General features: G+C 39.8%; 17 protein-coding genes. 11 read left to right on the top strand and 6 right to left on the bottom strand.

Annotation, left to right across the window (positions count from 1 at the left end; all coding sequences use genetic code 11):
• Window positions 1–46: 46 nt before the first annotated feature.
• Complete coding sequence (locus AC6JAD_RS13200; protein ID WP_461303675.1) at window positions 47–391, bottom strand: hypothetical protein; 345 nt, start codon at window positions 389–391, stop codon at window positions 47–49.
• Window positions 392–580: 189 nt separating this feature from the next.
• Between AC6JAD_RS13200 and AC6JAD_RS13195 the strand changes: the two genes are divergently transcribed.
• Window positions 581–1,456, top strand: coding sequence for a helix-turn-helix domain-containing protein (locus AC6JAD_RS13195; RefSeq protein WP_461303674.1), 876 nt, complete (start codon window positions 581–583; stop codon window positions 1,454–1,456).
• A gap of 48 nt (window positions 1,457–1,504) precedes the next feature.
• On the opposite strand, the gene AC6JAD_RS13190 is transcribed toward AC6JAD_RS13195, so the two are convergent.
• Complete coding sequence (locus AC6JAD_RS13190) at window positions 1,505–2,365, bottom strand: DUF2911 domain-containing protein (protein ID WP_461303673.1); 861 nt, start codon at window positions 2,363–2,365, stop codon at window positions 1,505–1,507.
• A 111-nt stretch (window positions 2,366–2,476) separates the two neighbouring features.
• Between AC6JAD_RS13190 and AC6JAD_RS13185 the strand changes: the two genes are divergently transcribed.
• The 5 genes from AC6JAD_RS13185 to AC6JAD_RS13165 all read left to right on the top strand — a co-directional run bounded on the left by AC6JAD_RS13185 (window position 2,477) and on the right by AC6JAD_RS13165 (window position 6,175).
• Window positions 2,477–3,145, top strand: a complete 669-nt coding sequence (locus AC6JAD_RS13185) for an MIP/aquaporin family protein (RefSeq protein WP_461303672.1) — start codon at window positions 2,477–2,479, stop codon at window positions 3,143–3,145.
• Between the two features lie 258 nt (window positions 3,146–3,403).
• Window positions 3,404–3,868: an SRPBCC family protein gene (locus AC6JAD_RS13180; RefSeq protein ID WP_461303671.1), complete on the top strand. Its 465-nt coding sequence runs from the start codon at window positions 3,404–3,406 to the stop codon at window positions 3,866–3,868.
• Between the two features lie 2 nt (window positions 3,869–3,870).
• Window positions 3,871–5,172 (top strand): cryptochrome/photolyase family protein, encoded by a 1,302-nt coding sequence (locus AC6JAD_RS13175; protein ID WP_461303670.1) that lies wholly within the window; start codon window positions 3,871–3,873, stop codon window positions 5,170–5,172.
• A 101-nt stretch (window positions 5,173–5,273) separates the two neighbouring features.
• Window positions 5,274–5,510: a (4Fe-4S)-binding protein gene (locus AC6JAD_RS13170; RefSeq protein ID WP_461303669.1), complete on the top strand. Its 237-nt coding sequence runs from the start codon at window positions 5,274–5,276 to the stop codon at window positions 5,508–5,510.
• A gap of 83 nt (window positions 5,511–5,593) precedes the next feature.
• Complete coding sequence (locus AC6JAD_RS13165; protein WP_461303668.1) at window positions 5,594–6,175, top strand: tRNA (guanine-N1)-methyltransferase; 582 nt, start codon at window positions 5,594–5,596, stop codon at window positions 6,173–6,175.
• Window positions 6,176–6,207: 32 nt separating this feature from the next.
• On the opposite strand, the gene murA is transcribed toward AC6JAD_RS13165, so the two are convergent.
• From murA to AC6JAD_RS13150, 3 genes are read right to left on the bottom strand one after another with little or no spacing between them, the layout of a single operon-like run.
• Complete coding sequence (gene murA, locus AC6JAD_RS13160; protein WP_461303667.1) at window positions 6,208–7,518, bottom strand: UDP-N-acetylglucosamine 1-carboxyvinyltransferase; 1,311 nt, start codon at window positions 7,516–7,518, stop codon at window positions 6,208–6,210.
• Window positions 7,519–7,541: 23 nt separating this feature from the next.
• Complete coding sequence (locus tag AC6JAD_RS13155; RefSeq protein WP_461303666.1) at window positions 7,542–8,186, bottom strand: DUF4290 domain-containing protein; 645 nt, start codon at window positions 8,184–8,186, stop codon at window positions 7,542–7,544.
• A 60-nt stretch (window positions 8,187–8,246) separates the two neighbouring features.
• A complete protein-coding gene (locus AC6JAD_RS13150; protein WP_461303665.1) occupies window positions 8,247–8,537 on the bottom strand; it encodes a DUF493 family protein in 291 nt (96 codons plus the stop codon).
• Window positions 8,538–8,628: 91 nt separating this feature from the next.
• Between AC6JAD_RS13150 and AC6JAD_RS13145 the strand changes: the two genes are divergently transcribed.
• From AC6JAD_RS13145 to AC6JAD_RS13125, 5 genes are all read left to right on the top strand, one after another.
• Window positions 8,629–9,189, top strand: a complete 561-nt coding sequence (locus AC6JAD_RS13145) for an AAA family ATPase (protein WP_461303664.1) — start codon at window positions 8,629–8,631, stop codon at window positions 9,187–9,189.
• Window positions 9,190–9,191: 2 nt separating this feature from the next.
• Window positions 9,192–11,087 carry a RecQ family ATP-dependent DNA helicase gene (locus AC6JAD_RS13140; RefSeq protein WP_461303663.1) on the top strand — a complete coding sequence of 632 codons (1,896 nt, stop codon included), beginning with the start codon at window positions 9,192–9,194 and terminating at the stop codon, window positions 11,085–11,087.
• A 22-nt stretch (window positions 11,088–11,109) separates the two neighbouring features.
• Window positions 11,110–12,057: a methionyl-tRNA formyltransferase gene (gene fmt, locus AC6JAD_RS13135; protein ID WP_461303662.1), complete on the top strand. Its 948-nt coding sequence runs from the start codon at window positions 11,110–11,112 to the stop codon at window positions 12,055–12,057.
• 186 nt (window positions 12,058–12,243) lie between these two features.
• Window positions 12,244–12,516 (top strand): HU family DNA-binding protein, encoded by a 273-nt coding sequence (locus tag AC6JAD_RS13130; RefSeq protein ID WP_461303661.1) that lies wholly within the window; start codon window positions 12,244–12,246, stop codon window positions 12,514–12,516.
• Between the two features lie 133 nt (window positions 12,517–12,649).
• A complete protein-coding gene (locus AC6JAD_RS13125; protein ID WP_461303660.1) occupies window positions 12,650–13,210 on the top strand; it encodes a YqgE/AlgH family protein in 561 nt (186 codons plus the stop codon).
• Here the strand turns inward: AC6JAD_RS13125 and AC6JAD_RS13120 are convergent.
• Window positions 13,207–14,052 carry an aminotransferase class IV gene (locus AC6JAD_RS13120; RefSeq protein WP_461303659.1) on the bottom strand — a complete coding sequence of 282 codons (846 nt, stop codon included), beginning with the start codon at window positions 14,050–14,052 and terminating at the stop codon, window positions 13,207–13,209. The two genes, AC6JAD_RS13125 and AC6JAD_RS13120, sit on opposite strands and share 4 nt — an antisense overlap.
• Between the last annotated feature and the right edge of the window lie 30 nt (window positions 14,053–14,082).

Raw genomic sequence — 14,082 nt, 5'->3', positions numbered from 1 at the left:
AAAAAACGGCATAAGCCGTCCTTAATCAACAATAGCAACGTTTGAATTAGAACTTAGAACCCGTTCTAACATTGTACAAGTGTGTATTTCCATTACTGGATACAAACTTGAATTTGTAATTACCTTGCGCGGCATCCTCAAAATCGAATACCTTTCCTAAGCTAATGTCATTCCCTAATGTTTCTTCGAAAACCAAATCGCCCGTATCACTATAAATAGATAAGGTAAAGGACGTGTTTTGAGTATTTAGGATCGAGATTTGAACTGTCTTGTTTTCTTCAACAATAGTGATAGTCGCATCCTCTCCATAAATAACCTTGGTGTCGTTGGCATAGGTAGCCATAGTGCTCATGAATGCAATAGCAACAAAAATTCTTTTTAAAGTTTTCATAACGTAAGTGTTTTAATGTTACAGTGCAAAGATGCGACCAAGACTGCGTCCCTACATCCACTTCATAGGCTACTATATGTTCTATTTTAACACGTATTGGTATTAGAATACCCCTAATTGTTAAAATACCACATATTTTGGTTAATTTTGAATCAGTTAGCTATCCTATTGGGTGGTAATTTTGCATATATGAAAGCCCTAAAAAGTCCCATATTCGAATCGATCTCGGCGGAATACGGAAGTTCCATCAAGATTCATGATTATAAAGAGGAGTGCAATGATTTTGCACCAAAATGGCATTTTCACCCTGAAATGGAAATCGTATACGTGAAAGGGGGAAATGGGAAACGCCATATTGGCAACCATATCTCATATTACAATGATGGAGACCTCATTTTTATAGGATCCAACCTACCGCACTTCGGATTTACCAATAGACTTACGGGGAATGAAAGCGAGGTTGTGATTCACCTTAGGGAAGATTTTCTGGGCAAAGCCTTTATGGAAGTACCCGAAATGAGCGATATCCAACAACTATTTCAAAGAAGTCAACAAGGGATCGTATTTCATTCGCAAGTGAAGGACGTTTTAGGTGAAAAAATGGAAGCATTACTTGCATTGAATCCTTTCGACAGAATGATTGCGTTCATTCAATTGTTGAAGGAAATGGCCTTGACAGAGCATTATACGTTACTGAACATAGAAAACATAGCGATAGAATCGAAGCCCCAGGACACACAGCGACTCGATCTTATATATAATGTAGTTCGTAATGAGTTTACCAGACCTATTCCATTGGGAGAGGTCGCAGATCTTGTTAATATGAGCGAACAGGCATTTAGCCGCTACTTTAAGAACAAAACAGGAAAGACCTTTACGCAATTCGTTAACGAATACCGCTTGGTACATGCTTGTAAATTACTTTCTGAAGGGCAGTTAAGTATCACATTGATCTGTTATGAATGTGGCTTCAATAATTTTTCCCACTTTAATAAGAAATTCAAGGAATACACGGGTAAAAGCCCTTCACAATACCGAAACGAATTGAAATCCTTTCTAAAATAAAAAACGCCCTTCACAGGAAGGGCGTTTTTTGATTAAGGTAACTATACCTTATTTATCTGAAACCTTTCTTCCTTCCCAAACATCTAATGATTTGGAATTAAGGGCTACATAATCTTCGTTCCCAGCTTCTTTAGCCAATGCCAAGGATTTCTTTGCTGCTTTGATAGCGGCATTTTTATCTCCTGCCTTAGCATAAATTAACGATTGCTGTCTGTGGTACCAAAATGCTGGCTTTTCACGCATTTCGATCGCTTTCTCGATCCAGGTTTTAGCCTTGTTGATGTCTTTCCCAGCTTCAAGGTAGTAAACTGCTGCTTGGTAGTAATCCCTATCTGAAGGACCATTCATTACGCTCTCAATACTCGCAGTAACTGCCTTGTCTGTATGAAAACTAATTGGAACACCTACATAGGAGTTCTCCCACATGATACCTAAATTGGCAGTATCATTTTTTATATCATCGAAACTCATAGTAAATGTCTCGATACTCACAGGCAATTGGTATACCTGCGCTTCAACCTTTGCAGCTACCTTGGTATCGTCCCATTTTTGTGGGGTTCCCCAATTACTGGCATCACTGTAGAAAATAACTTCCCAGCTCTTTGCATTGGGTTTTGTAAATATCGCATACGTACCTGCTTTTACATCCTTACCACCAATCATTACATCATCACTAAATGTAATGGCTGTGTTCTTATTAGCTCCGGTTCTCCAAAGTTTTCCGTGAGGTACCAATCCACCAAAAATGGTTCTTCCTTTCATGGAAGGTCTAGAGTATTCCAAAGTAACATCTGTCAAACCAACTTGCTGCTCAATTTTTTGGCTAGTACTTGGTGCTGGGGTCTTAACTTGTGCCGTGGCTCCAAAGGCCAATAAGCCAGCACATACGAAAAGGACTAATTTTTTCATTGTAGTGTTATTAATGGTTATTTTGATTTTTCACGAAGGTACAATATGACATGATCTTAATAGTTAACAAAAGCATAAAATAGATTTCATAGAGAATCTTACTTTTGCAATGTGAAATCGAAAAAATATATAGCTGAAGCCATCGGCACATTTGCCCTGGTTTTCTGTGGTACCGGTGCCATTGTAATCAATGAATTTACCGGCGGAACAGTCGGCCATTTGGGTATTGCCATAACCTTTGGGCTTATCGTAATGGGTATGATCTATGCCTTTGGGGATATTAGTGGTGCCCATATAAATCCAGCAGTAACCATTGCTTTTGCGTATGCTAAAAAATTCCCTTGGAAAGAAGTTCCCGCATACTGTATTTCACAGATCCTAGGAGCCCTAGCAGCCAGTGGTTTATTGCTCTTCTTTTTCCCCGATAATGAACTTTTGGGAAGTACGGTCCCTCAAATAGATGTTCTTCGTGTTTTTCTCTTTGAAGTGCTGCTAACCTTCTTCCTAATGCTGGTCATAATTAATGTATCTACAGGCTCTAAAGAGATAGGGGTCATTGCAGGAATTGCTATTGGAGGCATCGTGCTTTTAGAAGCTCTTTTTGCCGGTCCAATAACGGGAGCTTCCATGAATCCAGCCCGATCTTTAGCCCCAGCTTTGGTAAGTGGTCACTTACAGCATGTTTGGATTTATCTTACTTCTCCGATAATCGGTGCGATTTTGGCGGTGATCAGTTGCAAATTGGTCAAAGATGATAACTGTTGTGACGATAATTGTTAAATATCTGTAAATCCAGTGTTTACAGCTTGATTTGAAGAAATTTCCTTCGTATATTTACAAAAAAAGGCAATGTTACGTTACTTAAAACATATCTTCAAATTTAGAAAGAGAAAGAAAACTGGAATCAGTGAAGAACTATACCGATTGTTCCAAATGAACAAACGCGTAACCACACTTAAAAAGTAGTTTGTTAATTTTTGTTTAACTTTCTGTATTAAATATTAAACAAATCGTATTTTTACTTCCAAATTATACGATTTGAAAATATATACGCTTCATTCTAAACAAAATCTACCCATTTCCACTAAGGAAGCATGGGATTTTCTTTCAGATCCTAAAAACCTGAAAACCATAACCCCAGATTATATGGGGTTCGAAATTCTTTCAGGTTCGGATCGTCCTATGTATGCCGGACAGATCATTCAGTACATTGTTACACCGGTTCTTGGTATTAAAACCAAATGGGTTACCGAAATTACACATGTTAATGATGGAAATTATTTTGTAGATGAGCAGCGTTTTGGCCCTTACTCCTTATGGCACCACAAGCATTTTATAAAGGAAATAGACGGAGGTGTCGAAATGGAAGATATTGTTGATTATAAAATCCCTTTCGGCTTTTTGGGAAGACTCATGCATCCGCTTTTGGTAAAACCCAAATTAAATGAAATCTTTGAGTACCGTAAAAACAAACTCGTCGAACTCTTTGGAGAGATGACCTAACCATGCAGGCAGTTAACATTTTTTGGTTCCGAAGGGATTTAAGACTAGATGATAATGTAGGCTTTCATAAGGCATTACGGGGTAAAAACCCTGTACTACCGATATTCATTTTCGATTCAGAAATTTTGGATTCCCTTCCGGAGGACGACGCAAGGGTTAGCTTCATTCACGATTCTTTGTCTCGAATGAATGAAGAATTGAAGGAACACGGGAGTAGTGTGGCCGTATATTTCGGAAAGCCCTTGGAGGTGTATCAGCAACTAGTGGAAGAATACAAGATAGCGCACGTGATTACAAATCGTGATTACGAACCCTATTCAGAAAAGAGAGATAAGGAAATTCAAGCGTTCCTGGCCGAAAAAGACATCGGATTTCATACCTATCAGGATCAGGTAATTTTTGAAAAAGACCAAATCGTCAAGGATGACGGTAATCCCTATGTGGTCTATACGCCATACATGAAAAAGTGGAAACTTAAATTTCGGAATGACTATACCCTACAGCATTACGATTGCCATTCTCATTTTAAAAACCTGCTTCAAAACCAGAACGTACCATTCTTGTCCCTCGAAGATATAGGCTTTAGGCAATCTGCCATTGCAGTCCCCAAGTATGATGCTTCCCCTTCCATCATTCAACAATATGAGGCAACGCGGAATTTCCCAGCAGTGGATGGAACGTCCCGTTTAGGTCCCCATTTGCGTTTTGGAACCGTAAGCATTCGGCATATCGTTGCCAAAGCCATTAAAGAGGAAAATGAAATCTTTTGGCAGGAATTAATCTGGCGCGAATTCTTTATGCAAATCCTATGGCATTTTCCACACACGGTACACAAGGCATTTAAACCTGCCTATGACCGTATAGACTGGAGCAATAACGAATCGGATTTTGAGAAATGGAAGCAAGGCAAAACCGGTTACCTACTTGTAGATGCAGGCATGCGGGAACTCAACACCACGGGGTATATGCATAATAGGGTGCGAATGTTAGTGGCCAGTTTCTTATGCAAACATTTACTTATAGATTGGCGCTGGGGTGAAGCCTACTTCGCTTTAAAACTTCTGGATTATGAAATGGCCAGTAATGTTGGAAATTGGCAATGGGCAGCCGGTAGTGGTGTAGACGCTGCTCCGTATTTTAGGATATTCAATCCTATAACACAGGTTGAAAAATTTGATAAAGGACACGTATACATTAAGACATGGATTGAAGAATACAACACAGCTTCTTACCCATCCCGCATAGTGGATCATAAATTGGCCCGGGAACGCTGTCTTTCAACCTATAAGGCAGCACTTAATTAATTTGTAAGATTATTCCTTAAATATGCATTTTATCGATTATTTATATATATTTATCGATGTTTTCACGATAAATATTTAATAGCCCCTAATCTTTTATCACCATGAGCAGCGAAGAAAACACCTTTAGCAACCGTGAAATAAAGGTAACCTACGAACCGAAAAAATGCATCCATGCTGGCACTTGTTGTGCAGGTCTTGCCGAAGTTTTTAGAACCTCTGTGATACCATGGATTGACCTGGAAGGTGCGCCTTCTGAAAAAATTATTCAACAGATTCACAAATGTCCTTCGGGAGCACTGAGTTATCAGCGTATTGGTGAATTGGAAACCGTTAAGTAACATTTAACAGAAGTTACTTTAATGGCGCACAATTTTTCTCCCTTTTTGTGGTTACTTTTGTCATAACAAACCACCCTTACACTATGAAAATCTATACCCTAATTTTTAGTATTGCATTGTGCTGCTGTTTGATTCCGGCCGTTGCGCAAGAAGCCCAAAACACCCTCGAGGACCAATTTACTGATGTAATCGACAAATCCAATCGTTACGAAGATTATAAGGTCGTTAAAATATTCAAGCTAAATAACCTTAGAAAAAGTGTTCAGGACAGTATAGCCCTTGTCGAGAAAAATCTTGAAGAGGCAAAGACTACCATTACGCAACAAGAAGGTGAAATTAATACCCTTACCCAAAACCTAGCCAACTTACAGAGCGAGTTGACCACTTCTAAAAGCAAGGAAGATGGTATTCAACTATTTGGTTCCCTTATTAAAAAATCTACCTATAAAACCACCATGTGGTCCATTATCGGTGTTTTGGTGCTAATAGCCCTACTCCTTTTCTACCGATTCAGAAATAGTAATGCCATTACCAAGGAGGCAAATGTTAGACTTTCGGAAATTGAGTCTGAGTTTGAAGGCCACCGCCAAAGGGCATTGGAACGCGAACAACAATTGCGGAGAAAGCTGCAGGACGAAATCAATAAAAACAAAAAGGCGCAATAAGCGCCTTTTTTATTTCCTATTTTCTTTACTAGTTAGTCTATTCTCGTAATCTTGGCTCCAATTGCGCGCAAACGTTCATCGATATTTTCATAACCACGATCAATCTGCTCAATATTATGAATAGTACTGGTTCCCTTGGCAGAAAGTGCAGCAATAAGAAGTGAAATACCAGCACGTATATCTGGTGATACCATGGTGGTTGCCTTTAGTTGGGATTCGAAATTGTGTCCCATTACAGTTGCCCTGTGCGGATCGCATAAAATAATACGGGCGCCCATATCTATCAATTTGTCCACGAAGAACAAACGGCTTTCGAACATCTTTTGATGAATGAGTACATTCCCTTTGGCTTGGGTGCAGACTACCAAAACAATGCTTAAAAGGTCGGGGGTAAATCCAGGCCAAGGCGCATCTGCCACTGTTAATGTAGATCCATCTATATAACCTTGTATTTCATAGCTTTTCTGGGCAGGAATATAGATATCATCCCCTTTCTTTTCTAGCTTAATCCCTAGCTTTCTAAAGGTATCTGGAATGAGCCCAAGATTTTCCCAGCTAACATTTTTTATGGTGATTTCACTTTGGGTCATGGCAGCCAATCCTATCCAACTTCCAATTTCTATCATATCAGGCAATACACGATGGTGACAACCACCAAGGCCATCAACCCCTTCAATGATAAGCATATTAGAACCAACACCGGAAATCTTGGCTCCCATAGAATTCAACATCTTACATAATTGCTGAAGGTAAGGTTCACAAGCCGCATTATATATGGTAGTAGTACCTTTCGCCAAAACGGCCGCCATTACTATGTTTGCAGTTCCCGTAACCGAGGCCTGATCCAACAGCATATAGGTTCCCGTTAATCCGTTAGGTGCATCCACACCATAGAAACGTTCTTCTTTATTATATCTAAATGTAGCTCCTAAATTTATGAATCCCTCGAAGTGTGTATCCAGCCTTCTACGGCCAATCTTATCGCCTCCAGGCCTTGGGATGTATCCTTTACCGAAACGAGCCAAAAGTGGCCCAACAATCATGATAGAGCCCCGTAAGGAACTCCCTTCTTGTTTAAACAGTTCAGATTCGAGGTACTTTAAGTTGATATCATCACTCTTAAAGGCGTATTTCCCTTTTCCTAATTTTTGGATTTTCACACCTAGGTTCCCTAGGATCGTAATTAGTTTGTTTACATCCCGAATATCGGGTATGTTTTCAATAACAACCTCTTCGGGTGTTAATAGGACAGCACAGAGAATTTGAAGGGCTTCGTTCTTTGCCCCCTGTGGATGGATTTCACCTTTAAGCGAATGCCCACCTTCGATTTGAAAAGTTCCCATATATTATGTAGCGCAGATTAGGATTAGTAGCGTTTACGGCCTCTATTCTTGTTTTTCCCTTTGTTGTTATTGTTGCTTTGTTTGTTGAAGCGTTTTTTATTCTTTAACAGTTGCAACGAATCGGAAAGATCCTCATTGCTATTTCGCAGATCAATTTTGCCATCGGACAGTTCCAACAAATGCTGAAAAATAACCCCATCATCAACCGTGTCCTTATTCCAGTTTAGAAAGCATTTTTTCATATGATTGGCAATGGTTAATACCAATGCATCCTTTAACTCTCCAGCTTCCCAGCTATTGGCCACATCTATCATCCTCTTAATATTATTACCGTAAAAACGGTATTTCGGATGGTTCTGAGGGTAGTCCAAAGGTTCCGGGCGTTCTGCCAACTCCTCACGGGAAGGCTTTGGGTATGGTGAATCCACATCCAATTTAAAATCGGATATAATGAATAATTGATCCCAAAGTTTATGCTGAAAATCGGGCACATCGCGTAAGTGAGGATTCAGGTTACCCATTACGGAAATAATGCTTTTTACACATTTGTTTCGGGCTTCTTTATCCTCTAGGGCAATGGCATGGTCTACCATTTTCTGAATGTGACGACCGTATTCTGGAATAATTAAATGCGGACGTTCCGTATTGTATTCTATATTATCAATCAAAATGAAATATGTTTATGGAAGTAACTCTCGTTGAAGTATAACGATTGCAAAATACTAAAATTATAAGGAAATGACACCTTCTACCCTAGAAACTTCCAAATATTTTTCTATCACCGCATCTGGCGATTCCATGGTCACTTTTATGGATACACTGGTATAGGTTCCCTTTGAGGAATCCCTAGTGGTAATGTCTGCATCCGTTCCGTCGAAAACGGCTTCGATCTCAGCAATCTTCTCATTGAGCGCCTGAACAATGAACTTAAACATATATGGAGAAGGCCATTCGGTATCCCCCTGAAGCTGTTCGCGCAAACGATCGTAAAACTCTGCTGATTTTTCGTTACTTTTCATAGTCAATAGGCGTAAAAAACGAATGCAAAGATACGCTTTTAAGTATCAATAAATTGTTACGATATTTGCAGCTTATAGACATATGTTACGATTGAAAACAAAAAGAATTGTAATTACCGGCGGGCCAGCAACTGGTAAAACAGCACTGATTGAAAGTTTGGAGGCATTGGGTTACGAATGTTATCCCGAAATAATTCGCGAATTCACGAAAGAGGAAGTGGAAAATAAATCGGGACAGGATCTGCAATCCAACCCCATTGTGTTTGCAGACGATGCGCTCGCTTTCAACAAAAGATTGTTACGTGGCAGACAGCAACAATACGAATCTTCCCTTAGCTCAGAGAACGAACTTGTCTTTTTTGATCGAGGTGTTGGAGATGTACTGGCCTATATGGATTTCTTTGATCAAGAATACGATGATCATTTTACCAGCACTTGCGAGAACATTCCGTATGACACCATATTCATATTACCACCTTGGAAAGAAATTTTCGGCGTAGATGAAGGCCGTTTCGAAGACTTTGAAGAGGCCATTAAGCTCTACGATCACCTTAAGGAATGTTACACATCTTTTGGCCATACTCCTATAATTGTACCAAAGGATACGGTAGAAAATAGGATTGCTTTCATCCTTTCTGAACTTTCAGACTAACTTTGAACGAACCCATAGACATATTACGCAAGTATTGGCGATACGAATCCTTTCGCCCGCTGCAAGCACCCATTATCGAAAGTATTTTGAACGGGCAGGATACCGTGGCTTTGTTGCCTACCAGTGGAGGCAAATCGCTCTGTTTCCAGGTTCCTTCCCTTATGATGGAAGGGATATGCATTGTGATTTCACCTTTGGTTGCCCTAATGGCCGATCAAGTACGTAGCTTAAATGAAAAAGGAATAAAAGCACTTCAAATCCCTGGAGGCATTCCTTTTTCCGAACTCAACACCTTATTGGACAATGCCTGCTACGGGAATTATAAATTTCTTTATCTCTCCCCGGAGCGTTTGCAACAAGAGGTTGTTCAAAATGCCATTCAGAGAATGCCGGTTAATTCGGTTGCAGTAGATGAAGCACATTGTATTTCGCAATGGGGAAACGATTTCAGACCATCTTATCATAATGTAAAAGTTATTCGGGGCCTTCACCCAAATGTACCCTATGTAGCACTAACGGCCACCGCTACCAAAAACGTACTAGAGGACACCATTCAACAATTAGAACTAAAGACCCCTAGGATTTTTAGAAGTTCCTTTGTACGCAAAAACTTAACCTATAACGTATCTCTTGAGCCGGATAAAGAATACCGTTTACAGCAACTATTGCAAGGGTTGGATACGTCTGCCATAGTCTACGTAAGAAGTAGGTCTTTGTGCGAAAAGATGGCAATTAGATTGCAGCATTTGGGAATTTCCAGCACCTTTTTCCATGGCGGTCTTTCTACGGAGGATAAATCCAAACGCCTCGATTCTTGGAAAAAAGGCAATGTCTCCACCATGGTAGCCACAAATGCCTTTGGCATGGGCATAGATCACGGTAGCGTTCGCTATGTAATTCATGTGCAATTGCCCGAAAGCTTAGAAAGTTACTTCCAGGAAGCCGGAAGGGCCGGAAGGGATGGCAACCCTGCTGAAGCTATTTTATTATATACCAATGATGACAAAGAATTGGCAAAACGACAGTTCGTTGATTCCCAACCCACCTTCAATGACATTAAGTCCTTATACCGTAAGTTGAATAATTATTTCCAGATTCCTTACGGTGAAGGTAGTTTTACTACCCATGAATTTAATTTTGGATCATTCTGTCAAACGTACCAGCTACATGCAACCACTGTATACAATGGCATGAATCTACTGGATAGATTGGGCGTTTTGAGGTTGCAAAAAGAATTTGGTCGAAAGTCCATTCTTAAGTTCTTGGTATCATCGGAACAATTGCTCAAGGAATTCGAAAGCAATGTATCCTTCTCTATTGTGGGGAAAACCATATTGCGAATGTATGGAGGGGTGTTCAACACCCCTACTCCATTGCGTATAAATCAAGTAGCCGCAAAGCTTTCCATGCCCAAGCAAAAGGTGATTTCTGTTTTAAAGGAAATGGCCAATAAGGAGCTGTTAGAACTCGAGTTATTTGAAACCGATGCCTCCATTACCTTTTTGGCACCCAGGGAAGACGATAAAACCTTGAATCCCCTAAAAAGGGAAATAGAAGCACAGAAAGGCCGAAAGGCAGCTCAATTGGCTTCGGTATTACAGTATATAGAAAACGATTCGAAGTGCCGTCAATTGCAAATGACAGCGTATTTTGGGGAAAGTTTAAATGAACCTTGTGGTACCTGTTCGGTCTGTAAAAGTACCCATGCATCATCGGGAGGCGGATTGGAAAGTATATCCAAGAGTATTTTGGAATTGCTAAAAGAAAACCCCCACGATTCCCGGAGCCTTATTAAAAACCTTAATTTTGCAGAAAATGACATATTGGAGGCTCTTCATGCCCTATTGGATGCTAAAAAGGTGCATTTGAATGCCGTAAACCAATATTTCACAAAGTAAGAAGAATTTAAACCCGTCGTATTTGAAAACACTCCGAATAGTATTCATGGGCACCCCAGATTTTGCCGTGGGTGTTTTACAAAGGATTATTGAAAGCGATTATAAGGTAGTCGGTGTTATTACTGCGCCAGACAGGCCCGCCGGAAGGGGACGTAAATTAAGGCAATCTGCTGTTAAGGAATATGCAATTGCCCAAAACCTAACTGTCTTACAGCCGACCAACTTAAAAGCACCGGAGTTTTTGGAGGAACTAAAAAGCCTAAATGCCAATCTTCAAGTCGTTGTTGCCTTCAGAATGCTCCCAAAATTGGTGTGGGCCATGCCCGAGCTCGGTACTTTCAATCTACATGCCTCCCTCCTACCTGAATACAGGGGTGCTGCACCTATAAACTGGGCTGTCATAAATGGAGAAAGTAAAACCGGTGTTACCACTTTCTTTATTGATGAGAAAATAGATACGGGTGCGATCATTGCTTCAGACGAAGTTCCCATTGCTTCCAGGGAAACCGCGGGAAGTTTACACGATAAGTTAATGGTGGCTGGAAGCTCTTTGGTGGTTAGTACATTAGAAATGATTACCAAAGACCAAGTTACCCCCCTGCCACAAAACAAGAATTTGGAATACAAGGAGGCTCCAAAGCTTACCACCGAAAACACACAGATAGACTGGCGACTTCCAATAGAGAAAATAGATTCCTTTATTAGGGGCCTTTCCCCTTATCCTTCTGCGTGGACCGTACTTATAAATGGAGACGCAGAATTGAAGGTTAAGATTTACTCCTGTGATATGGAAATTGCATCCCATTCCCATAAATTGGGGGAAATCATTTCGGAAAAAAGAAATATGAAAGTGGCGACTCAAGGTGGTTACCTTCATATCTTGGAAATGCAAATTCCGGGAAAACGCAAAATGGCCATTGGTGACCTATTAAATGGATTTCAAATAGAAGAGGATGCATATTTCTCGTGAAGCCCTGTTATTACTGATTTCATGAAAATATAACCAAAAACACCCATCTTTATTAACAAAGCTTTCAAGTTATCAACAAAAACGGCGATTTAGCCCGTCATTACTTGCGTGGATGGATAATCCGATTAAATTTGTAAGGCAATTATTAAAAAGTTTAACCAACAATTAATTTTTAAAAAGTAAACTATGAACAAATCAGATTTAATCGACGGAATGGCAGAAGAAGCCGGAATCACTAAAGCAGCTGCAAAAAAAGCGTTGGAGTCTTTCTTAGGAAATGTTGAAGGATCGCTTAAAAAAGGAAACAGAGTATCTTTAGTTGGATTCGGATCTTGGTCAGTGTCTAAAAGAGCTGCTAGAGAAGGAAGAAACCCACAAACTGGAAAAACTATTAAAATCGCTGCTAAGAACGTTGTAAAATTTAAAGCAGGTGCAGATTTATCGAGTAGTGTAAACTAATCAAATTATAGTTTATATAATTCCAAGCCCCACCAATACGGTGGGGTTTTTTAATACCCAAAAATGAAGAAAGAACAAAACAATTGGATATTACTAAATTATTACTTAGCTTTAATTGACCAAACCTTATAAAATGATTGGCCTTAAACCAACCAAGGGAGTTTTACTCGTGGCCGAACCCTCCATCATCGGTGATGTGTCTTTTAATAGATCCGTGGTTCTGCTTGCTGAGCACAATGAGAATGGTTCCGTCGGATTCATCCTCAACAAACCCTTGGAGTATTGTTTAAGGGACTTCTTACCCGAAATAGACTCAGGATTAAAGGTTTACAATGGCGGCCCTGTAGAACAGGACAATCTATATTTCATTCATCGTGTTCCCGAATTGATCCCAAATAGTATTGAAATTGCCAATGGTATTTATTGGGGAGGTGATTTTAACACCATCCTTGGTATGCTTCAAAATGATGAATTAAAAGAAGATCAGATTCAGTTTTTCTTGGGATATTCTGGTTGGTCCAGCGAGCAATTAGAAGAGGAATTAGAGGTTAATAGCTGGGTTGTCACCCCAAACAAGGCCAAAAATGACATTATTGGTGGTTGTTGTGAGAACTTCTGGAAAGAAAAAATGATCGAATTTGGGGGTGATTATTTAATATGGTCCAATGCCCCGGAAAATCCCAACCTCAACTAACCCAAACGGGCTTTCGTATTTAATTTTCCTAACAAATCCTTTGCAACCGAATTACCATATTCCTTTTTCCTGTATTTGGTGATGGATTGTATTCCAACAATGGTATTGGTAATAAACATTTCATCGGCTTTTTGAAGTTCGAAAGGCGAAATGGAGGTTTCTTCCAATATATAATCAGGTAACTGACCAAGGATGGTTATGAGTTGTTTTCGCAATATGCCATTTAAACAACCATCCGAAAGGGGTGGTGTCTTTATTTTGTAGCCTTTCACCAAAAACAAATTACCGTTCATTGCTTCAACCACTTGTTTTTTATCATTTAACAACAAACAGTTTTCATATCCGTTTTCCTGAGCAAATATACTACCCAAGGTATTTACCGCACGATTGTTCGTCTTAAGTGTGGATAACAATCCTGCATTTACATAATGATCCTTGAACAATTCTACTTCATAAGCGGTATCCGAAAGCATATAGAAAGGATGTTCCAAGGGCTCCATCCCAATAAGGTAATCTACTTCTTTAGAGGAAGGCGTATATTTTCCTCCCCAACCACGCCACACAATAAGCTTCACACGATAGGCATTATGTGTTTCGGGAACTTTGGCTATTGTATTCAGAATTTCCCCTTCCAAAAACTCTAAGGTAAAATTCATGGGGATTTCCATTCGCATGATCCTCATGGAGGCCATGAGGCGGAAATAATGATCTTCCCAAAACAAAACTTTCCCTGCAGACACTTTTATGGTTTCAAAAACCGCATCCCCATAATGGAGCCCTCTGTTGGCATAGGGCATGATCAACGAATCTTCTGAAGTAATGGTACCGTTAAAATTGAGCATAAAAAAACCGTCTTTAAGGTAAGACGGCGC

Source organism: Aureisphaera sp., assembly GCF_059726885.1.
This window is presented reverse-complemented; position numbering and strand designations above follow the sequence as displayed.

What these genes read in the sequence shown, in the direction of transcription:
- AC6JAD_RS13190 (WP_461303673.1), bottom strand. Translation starts at nt 2,365, where the DNA reads ATGAAAAAATTAGTCCTTTTCGTATGTGCTGGCTTATTGGCCTTTGGA.
- AC6JAD_RS13170 (WP_461303669.1), top strand. Translation starts at nt 5,274, where the DNA reads ATGAGCAGCGAAGAAAACACCTTTAGCAACCGTGAAATAAAGGTAACC.
- AC6JAD_RS13125 (WP_461303660.1), top strand. Translation starts at nt 12,650, where the DNA reads ATGATTGGCCTTAAACCAACCAAGGGAGTTTTACTCGTGGCCGAACCC.
- AC6JAD_RS13175 (WP_461303670.1), top strand. Translation starts at nt 3,871, where the DNA reads ATGCAGGCAGTTAACATTTTTTGGTTCCGAAGGGATTTAAGACTAGAT.
- AC6JAD_RS13200 (WP_461303675.1), bottom strand. Translation starts at nt 391, where the DNA reads ATGAAAACTTTAAAAAGAATTTTTGTTGCTATTGCATTCATGAGCACT.
- AC6JAD_RS13130 (WP_461303661.1), top strand. Translation starts at nt 12,244, where the DNA reads ATGAACAAATCAGATTTAATCGACGGAATGGCAGAAGAAGCCGGAATC.
- AC6JAD_RS13120 (WP_461303659.1), bottom strand. Translation starts at nt 14,052, where the DNA reads ATGCTCAATTTTAACGGTACCATTACTTCAGAAGATTCGTTGATCATG.
- AC6JAD_RS13165 (WP_461303668.1), top strand. Translation starts at nt 5,594, where the DNA reads ATGAAAATCTATACCCTAATTTTTAGTATTGCATTGTGCTGCTGTTTG.
- AC6JAD_RS13195 (WP_461303674.1), top strand. Translation starts at nt 581, where the DNA reads ATGAAAGCCCTAAAAAGTCCCATATTCGAATCGATCTCGGCGGAATAC.
- AC6JAD_RS13150 (WP_461303665.1), bottom strand. Translation starts at nt 8,537, where the DNA reads ATGAAAAGTAACGAAAAATCAGCAGAGTTTTACGATCGTTTGCGCGAA.
- murA (WP_461303667.1), bottom strand. Translation starts at nt 7,518, where the DNA reads ATGGGAACTTTTCAAATCGAAGGTGGGCATTCGCTTAAAGGTGAAATC.